A 7,140-nucleotide genomic window follows, 5' to 3' on the forward strand; every position below is an offset into this window, starting at 1 on the left:
AGCCGCTGCCTTACGCTTTGCTGGACGATATCTGACGTTTGCTGGGGAGGCATGCCGCATGCCTCTGCTGAGGGCGGGAGCCGGGTCTCGGCCCGGCGGCCGAGGTACCGTTCTTTTCGTCGCCAAAGAAACGTACCCCAAAGAAAGGCGACCCCGCAGCCCCTGTCCCCCACCCCGGTGGCGAGGGGGCAGCCTGCGATCCCAGGCCCTGCGCTTCTCGGCACGGTCAGAAGGGGGTGGGAACGGGCTCCACAAGGGCCATTGCTTCGCTCGGCCCCAGTTGCCTCGCTGCGCTTGGCCTGGGCAGGGCCGCCGCGCCAGTTGCGTCGGCAGCGCGCAGCACGTAACCGACACCCGGCGCAGCTGCCAAAGCAGCAGCCGGCGGGTACCCGCTCCCCACCCCTGCTGGCTGCGCCGAGAAGCGCAGGGCCTGGGGTGGGTGCGTGTGCCGAAGGACACACGCACTTCGTGGTCTAGCTTGCCGATGCTGTTTGACCGGAGCTCCCTCGCAGAGGGAGCGCAGGGAGTTCATCGGCACCACCCCAGGACCGAGGTTCTATGCTTTGCGTCAACCTGCTTGATGCCCTATCTTTGCCGGATCAAACACCTGACCGCTTTTCCAGACCGCGAAGGCGATCCGCAGCAACTTGCGCCCCAAGATCACGATGGCTTCAGTGGTCGTGAGTCCCTTGGCCCGGATGGCTTTGTATAGCGCCTTGAGGGCTTTGCTGCTCGTGGCTGATAAGCCCGCCAGGAACATTTGACGGCGCAGCAGTGCCGGCCCTTTCTTGCTCAGGCGCCTGCGCCCTCGCTTGGCTCCAGAGTCGTTGGGGCGAGGGTCCAGGCCGCTATAGGCCACTAAAGCATCGGCGTTGGCGAAGGTGATCCTGCTGAGCAGCACCGTCAGCAGTGCTCCTGTTTGAGGCCCGATGCCGGTGATGGTTTGCAGCCTCTTGTTGCACTGGGCCATTTGCACATCGCTGTCGATCAGGTGTTTGATCTGGGCATCAATGACTTTCAGTAGTGCCTCAAAGGCTGTCTTGAGCTTACCCATGGCATTGCCCGGGACCTCGATTCCAATGAAGGACTGGCTCAGCGACGAGCGATGTGTAGCCAACTGTGCGCGCCGCTTGAGTAACCCTTGCAGTTGCTGCTGCAGCGCGCTGCCGGGTTGCCAGGGGTGCAGTTGTGCATGGTGCTCTGCCAAGTAGCGGGCAATGATTGCTGCATCGACGCTGTCTGTCTTGGCCCGCGCGCCAAGTGCCCGCGCATAAAAGAACACATCGCGCGCGTTGAGCACATACACCTTCAGGCCCGCCTGCACGCACAGGTGGGCCAGCAGGGCGTGGTAGCGGCCTGTCGACTCCATGGCTATCTGTGCCTGGGCGGGGACTGTGCGCAGCCAGGCGCGCACTTTGGACGTGTTGTTGGGCACGCAGCAAGGCGGCTGGCCTGCCTGTGCTATCACCAGTTCGTTCTTGGACACATCCACTCCAATGAACACGGCAGAGGCTTGCATGACGGTACCTCCAATCAAGATAATGGTCTCGTCGGGGTGTAGTCCATCTCCCTGGTTGGCTTGCATTCAGTTCGGTGGTCGCGCTGCCGCACGTCTCCATGCACAGGGCAGTGCGCCGCTCAGTTCCTGATCGACGCTGGGAGGTGGGGCGGGAGACAACTCGCGCCGTCGGTCAATGGTCCTCGCCGATGCATCGCAGAGTCCCTCCACCCCGACACCTCAACCATACAAGCATCGCAGGTTGCCCGCAGCGAAGCGGAGGGACGCAGACTGGGGGCCGCCTTCTCTTTGGTGACTTTCTCTTGGCGGCCCAAGAGAATGTTACTGCGCCGCCGGGCGCACATCCCGGCCTCCGCCCTCAACCAAGGCATGCGCCCACCACAACCCCAGATGGCGCAATTCTTCAAGACACACAACCCCCTCGACCCAGACACTGCGCCCATCCCCATAGCACAGGCCGGAGACGCAACATGCACCTCACCATCAACGGACAAACCCACCCCGTACCCGAGGGCTGGGAACACGAACCCCTCCTCTGGCTCCTGCGCGAGGCCGCCGGCCTAGTCGGAACCCGCTTCGGCTGCGGCGCAGGCCTGTGCGGCGCCTGCACCGTGCTGGTGGACGGCGAGGCCGCCCGCGCCTGCCTGCTCACGGCCCAGGCGCTGCAGGGCCGAGCCATCACCACCATCGAAGGGCTGACCGCGGCAGACGGCACCCTGCACCCCGTGCAACAGGCCTGGATGGAGCACAAGGTCCCCCAGTGCGGCTACTGCCAGAGCGGCCAGATCATGGGCGCCGTGGCCCTGCTGCGCGCCACGCCCCGGCCCGACGATGCGCAGATCGACGCTGCCATGGCCGGCCACCTGTGCCGCTGCGGCACCCAGCGGCGCATCCGTGCCGCGATCCACCATGCAGCAGCGGGCTCGGGCCCATCACCCACCGCCAAGGCAGCGCCATGAAGCGCCGCCATCTGCTGGCCGGCACAGGCCTGGCCGCCATCACCGTGGTGTTCGGTGCCGGCTGCTCGCTGGTGCCCGTGATCCCCAAGCGCCCCGCCCCGACGCCCGAGAACGCCCAGGGCTGGATACGCCATGGTGCCGACGGCCGCTACACCCTGTGGGTGCCCTGCACCGAGATGGGCCAGCAGATCAGCACCGCGCTGCAGTCCCTGGCCGCGGCCGAACTGGGCGTGGAGCCGCAGGCCGTGCAGCTGCGCCTGCCGGGCACGGGCGACATCGCCCGCGTGCGCGCCACCGTGGGCAGCGCCAGCGTGCAGGACTTTGCCCTGCCCCTGGCCCAGGCCTGCGCCACCCTGCGCGAGGCGCTGGCCAGTGGCGTTGCCCAGGCAGGCAGCAGCACCACTGTGCAAGCCCAGCCGCTGCCGGCCCGCGCGTTGCGCAGCTTCCAGGCCCTGGCGTCCGCGCCGCCCGTGGCGCCGGAGTCTGGGCCTGTGGCACCTGCGCCCGGGCAACTGCACGCCATCGTCACCGGCCAGCCCCTGTTCGCAGGCGATGCGCGCCTGCCCGGCATGCTCTATGGCCGGGTGCTGCGCGCGCCGGCATCGGCCGAGCTGGATTCGCACCCCGGCGCCATGGACGAGGCCGCCGCCCGCGCCGACCCGGCCTGCGTGGCCGTGGTGCGCAGCCCGCTGCTGCGGCAGATGAGCAGCCTGGGCGTGGGCATCGTGGCGCGCAGCCCGGCCGCGCTGGACCGCATCGAGGCCGCGCTGGCCGTGCAGTGGCAGGTGCAAGGGGGCTTTGAGCCCGCCGAGATCGCAGAACGCATCGACATCGACCAGCACCTGGCGCACGGTTCCCTGCGCCATGTACCGCGCGGCGACACCATGCCCGAGGGCGAGGCCTGGAGCATCGACCTGCGCATGGACATCCCGCTGGCCGCGCACGCTCCCATCGAGCCACGCAGCGCCACCGCAGTCTGGAGCCCCAAGGCACAGAACGGTCATCCCGTGCTGCGCGTCTGGGCCGGCACGCAGGACCTGTTCTATGTCCGCGACGTGCTGGCGCGCCACCTCGCGCTCGATGCCGAGCGCATCGCGGTGCAGGCCTGCCGCGTGGGCGGTGGCTTTGGCGGGCGCACGCTGTGCACGGTGGAGCTCGAAGCCGCCGTGCTCGCGCAGGCCGTGGGCGCGCCGGTCAAGGTGCACTGGAGCCGGGCCCAGGAGTTCGCCCAGGGCTTCCAGCGCCCGCCGTCGAGCCACCGGGTGCGGGCCCGCGTGCGCCAAGGCCAGGTCACGCACTGGTGGCATGCGTTCGCCAGCAGCCACATCCTCTTCACGCCCGCAGCCATGCCACCGTGGATGCAGGCCCTGGCCGACTTCGCGGGCGACAGCGGCGTGGCACGTGGCTCGCAGCTGGCCTACGCCGTGCCGCAGCAGCGCACCGAGTTCACCGCCCAGCGCCTGCCGGTGCACACGGGCCCCTGGCGCGGCCTGGGCGCGGGCCCCAACACCCTGGTGGTGGAAAGCGCCATGGACGAATGCGCGCGCCATGCCGGCGCCGACCCGCTGGCCTGGCGCCTGGCCCATACCACCGACAAGCGCCTGGCCGCCGCGTTCGAGCGCGTGGCGCGCGAGGCGCGCTGGCCGGAGCGCCCCGCCAGCGACGCCACCACCCTGCGCGGGCGCGGCATTGCCGGTGGCATCTACAAGGGCGTGAGCTATGCCGCTGCCGTGGCCGACGTGGCGGTGGACCGCGCCAGCGGCCAGGTGCGCGTAACGGCGATGTGGTGCGCCCACGATTGCGGCCTGGTGCTGCAGCCCGATGGCGTGCGCGCCCAGACCGAGGGCAACCTGGTCTGGTGCCTGGGGCTGGTGCTGCACGAAGAACTGCCCGTGGCCGCATCGCGCGTGGCGGCCGCCACCTTTGCCGACTATGCGCTGCCACGCATGGGCGATGTACCGCCCCTGCATGTGCACCTGATCGAGAACAGCAGCGCGCCGCCGACCGGCGCGGGCGAAACGGCCATGGTGGCCGGCGCGGGCGCCATTGCCAACGCGCTGCGCGACGCCACGGGCCACCGGTTCACGCGTTTCCCGGTGCGCAGCGAGCATGTCTTGCACGCCCTGAAGGCGTGAAGCACGCACAATGCCCGCCATGCAGGACGACGATCACAACGACTTCGCCAGCGCCGCCATGGTCCGCCTGCTGGTGCGCGCCATGGCAGCGCAGGGCCTGGCGCTGCCACCCGGCCTGCCCGCACCCGCGGCCCTGGCCGGCAGCCATGTGCCGCTGGACTGCAAGCGCGCCGTGGTGCAGGCGGTGCTGGCCCAGGGCGGCCCGGCCCTGCTGCTGAACCTGGCACGACAGGTGCACGGGTTGCAGGGCGACCCGCTGCACCGTGCGCTACTGGGCGCCAGCGATGTGCACGGCCTGCTGGCGCGCTGGCAGCGGCTGGAGCGCTATGTGCATTCGGGCCACCAGGTGAGCATGCTGGCGCAGGACCCGGGCCGCGTCAGCCTGCACCACCATGCACGCCCCGGCAAAGGGGGTGCACCGTTGCCGCCGGAGAGCCTGGCCGTTCTGGGGGTGCTGCTCGGCTGCTGCGAGGCATTGGGCGTGCCCGGCCTGGCGGTGCACCTGGGCGGCGGCACCGCACTGCCGCTATCAGGAGGACCCGACCTCGCGGCAGCACTGGCCACTGCCATCGCCCAGGGCCATGCCAGCCACTGGGTCTTGCACTGGCAGCCTACCGCCGTGGCCGCCATGCCCGAAGCCGCACCGACGCCCGACCCGCAGTCCACCCTATGCGACGCCCTGCCCTGGCCGGCCCTGGCCCACCAGATTGCCCGGCGCGTGCTGCACGACCCCGCTGGCGAGCACTCTGTCCATGCACTGGCCCGCTCGCAAGGCCAGGCCAGCCGCACCCTGCAGCGCCACCTGGCCGCGCACGGCCTGAGCTGCCGCACCATTGCCACCGAAGCGCGCACGCGCAGCGCCGCGCAGTGGTTGCTGGACACGCCCCATGGAATTGCCGAGATCGGTTTCGCCTGCGGCTTTGCCGACCAGCCCCATTTCACGCGCGAATTCGCGCGCCAGGTGGGCATGACGCCGGCACGCTACCGGCAGGCGTTCACGGCTGGATGAAAGCAGCTACGCCTTGCGCGCACGCTTCGGTTTGCGCGCAGGGGCGGGTGCGGCACGGCTCGCCCGGTCGCCAAGCCACACATCGGGGTAGTGCTCGAAGGTCTGCTTCATCAGCTCGCGGAGCCAGATGATGGCCGGGTCGTGGTGAAAGCGCGAGTGCCAGTGCTGGTTGAGCGCGAACGGCGGCAAGGTCACCGGCGGCGGCACCATGCGCACGCTGCCGTAGCCCTTGAAGACCTCGGCCAGTTGCAACGGCACGGTGGCGATGAGTTCGGGGTGCGCGTCCATGAGCAGCGGCACCACCAGGAAGTGCGGCGTGGTGAGGAACAGGTTGCGCTTGACGCCCTGGCGCTCCAGCTCGCTGTCGTAGGCGCCGCTCACGCTGCCCGACAGCGTCACGGCGATCTGCGGCATCTTCTCGAACTGCGCCAGCGTGAGCGTGTCGCCCACCGCGGTGTTGCGGGCGCTCACGATGGTGACGAAGGAATGCATGAACAGCCGCTGCTGGAACAGCCCCTCGGGCGCGCTGCGCATGGAGCCCACGGCCAGGTCGGCCTCGCCCGAGGCCAGCACCGCCTCGACCTGCGCGGGCGGCACCTGCAGCGTGTGCAGCGTGCAGTGCGGCGCCTCGCGGCGCAGGCGGCTGATGAGCGGGGGCAGAAAGACCAGCTCGCCCATGTCCGTCATGCACAGGGTGAAGGCGCGGTGCGCCGTGGCGGGGTCAAAGCGCGCCTCGGACAGCACCTGCTGGCGCAGGATGGCCATCATGCCGAGCACCGGGTCCACCAGGCCCTGGGCCTTGCGCGTGGGCACCATGCCCGTGGCCGTGCTCACGAACAGCGGGTCGTCGAAGAAGGCGCGCAGCCGGTTGAGCGCGTGGCTCATGGCGCTCTGGCTCAAATTCAGGCCCTGGGCGGCGCGCGTGACGCTGCGCTCGCGCACCAGGGCATCGAACACGGCCAGCAGGTTGAGGTCGAGGTCTCCGATATGCACCGTGTTCATTCCTTGCATGCACTGCATGTTGTTTACGAATAATGGCCTGCTGCCTATGCTTGCGTCAAGCGTTCACTAAGAGGAACGCATCCCACCCGGAGACAAGCCCATGGCAGCCATGACCCCGCCGACCCCTTCCAGCGCGTAACGCGCTCACCCGCTGCACCCTGCAGCACCGCACCCTTGCCCACCAACGCCTTCGCGGCCATCGCCCTGCGGTGCGCCCGTGGCATGCCTCGCCCTGAAAACGCCGAGGCCCGCCCTGCACACACAACGGAGTCCCCAACCCATGTTCATCAAGAACACCTGGTATGTCTGCGCCTGGGACCACGAAGTCCCGCACGAGGGCATGTTCGCCCGCACCATCACCGGCATCCCCATCCTGCTGTACCGCGACAGCACGGGCGCCATCGTCGCGCTGGAAGACCGCTGCTGCCACCGCGGCGCCCCGCTGTCGGCGGGCCGGCGCGAAGGCGACTGCGTGCGCTGCATGTACCACGGCCTCAAGGTCGACAGCAGCGGCCA

At 69.5% G+C, this 7,140-nt stretch carries 6 protein-coding genes; 4 read left to right on the plus strand and 2 right to left on the minus strand.

From position 1 onward, the window contains the following. Nucleotides 1–568: 568 nt before the first annotated feature. Nucleotides 569–1,519, minus strand: coding sequence for an IS110 family transposase (locus ACK59X_RS27000; RefSeq protein ID WP_409961597.1), 951 nt, complete (start codon nt 1,517–1,519; stop codon nt 569–571). Nucleotides 1,520–1,989: 470 nt separating this feature from the next. Here ACK59X_RS27000 and ACK59X_RS27005 point away from each other — a divergent pair, with 470 nt between their 5' ends. The 3 genes from ACK59X_RS27005 to ACK59X_RS27015 are packed head-to-tail and all read left to right on the plus strand — an operon-like array spanning nt 1,990 to nt 5,622. After that, complete coding sequence (locus tag ACK59X_RS27005; protein WP_409961598.1) at nt 1,990–2,478, plus strand: (2Fe-2S)-binding protein; 489 nt, start codon at nt 1,990–1,992, stop codon at nt 2,476–2,478. Then, on the plus strand, nt 2,475–4,613 hold the full coding sequence (locus ACK59X_RS27010; protein ID WP_409961599.1) for a molybdopterin cofactor-binding domain-containing protein: 2,139 nt from the start codon (nt 2,475–2,477) through the stop codon (nt 4,611–4,613). The genes ACK59X_RS27005 and ACK59X_RS27010 overlap by 4 nt, the downstream gene beginning before the upstream one ends. Nucleotides 4,614–4,632: 19 nt before the next feature. Continuing rightward, entirely contained in the window at nt 4,633–5,622 is a 990-nt protein-coding gene (locus ACK59X_RS27015) for a helix-turn-helix transcriptional regulator (protein ID WP_409961600.1), read from the plus strand. A gap of 6 nt (nt 5,623–5,628) precedes the next feature. Here the strand turns inward: ACK59X_RS27015 and ACK59X_RS27020 are convergent, their stop codons facing one another. Next, entirely contained in the window at nt 5,629–6,624 is a 996-nt protein-coding gene (locus ACK59X_RS27020) for a LysR family transcriptional regulator (protein WP_409961601.1), read from the minus strand. Between the two features lie 280 nt (nt 6,625–6,904). Here ACK59X_RS27020 and ACK59X_RS27025 point away from each other — a divergent pair. Further along, nucleotides 6,905–7,140: Rieske 2Fe-2S domain-containing protein (locus ACK59X_RS27025; protein ID WP_409961602.1), on the plus strand; the 236-nt coding region annotated here is incomplete at its 3' end.

Origin of the sequence: Acidovorax sp. (genome assembly GCF_046339755.1) — a bacterium.
Taxonomy (GTDB): domain Bacteria; phylum Pseudomonadota; class Gammaproteobacteria; order Burkholderiales; family Burkholderiaceae_C; genus Acidovorax.

What these genes read in the sequence shown, in the direction of transcription:
- ACK59X_RS27000 (WP_409961597.1), bottom strand. Translation starts at nt 1,519, where the DNA reads ATGCAAGCCTCTGCCGTGTTCATTGGAGTGGATGTGTCCAAGAACGAA.
- ACK59X_RS27005 (WP_409961598.1), top strand. Translation starts at nt 1,990, where the DNA reads ATGCACCTCACCATCAACGGACAAACCCACCCCGTACCCGAGGGCTGG.
- ACK59X_RS27010 (WP_409961599.1), top strand. Translation starts at nt 2,475, where the DNA reads ATGAAGCGCCGCCATCTGCTGGCCGGCACAGGCCTGGCCGCCATCACC.
- ACK59X_RS27015 (WP_409961600.1), top strand. Translation starts at nt 4,633, where the DNA reads ATGCAGGACGACGATCACAACGACTTCGCCAGCGCCGCCATGGTCCGC.
- ACK59X_RS27020 (WP_409961601.1), bottom strand. Translation starts at nt 6,624, where the DNA reads ATGAACACGGTGCATATCGGAGACCTCGACCTCAACCTGCTGGCCGTG.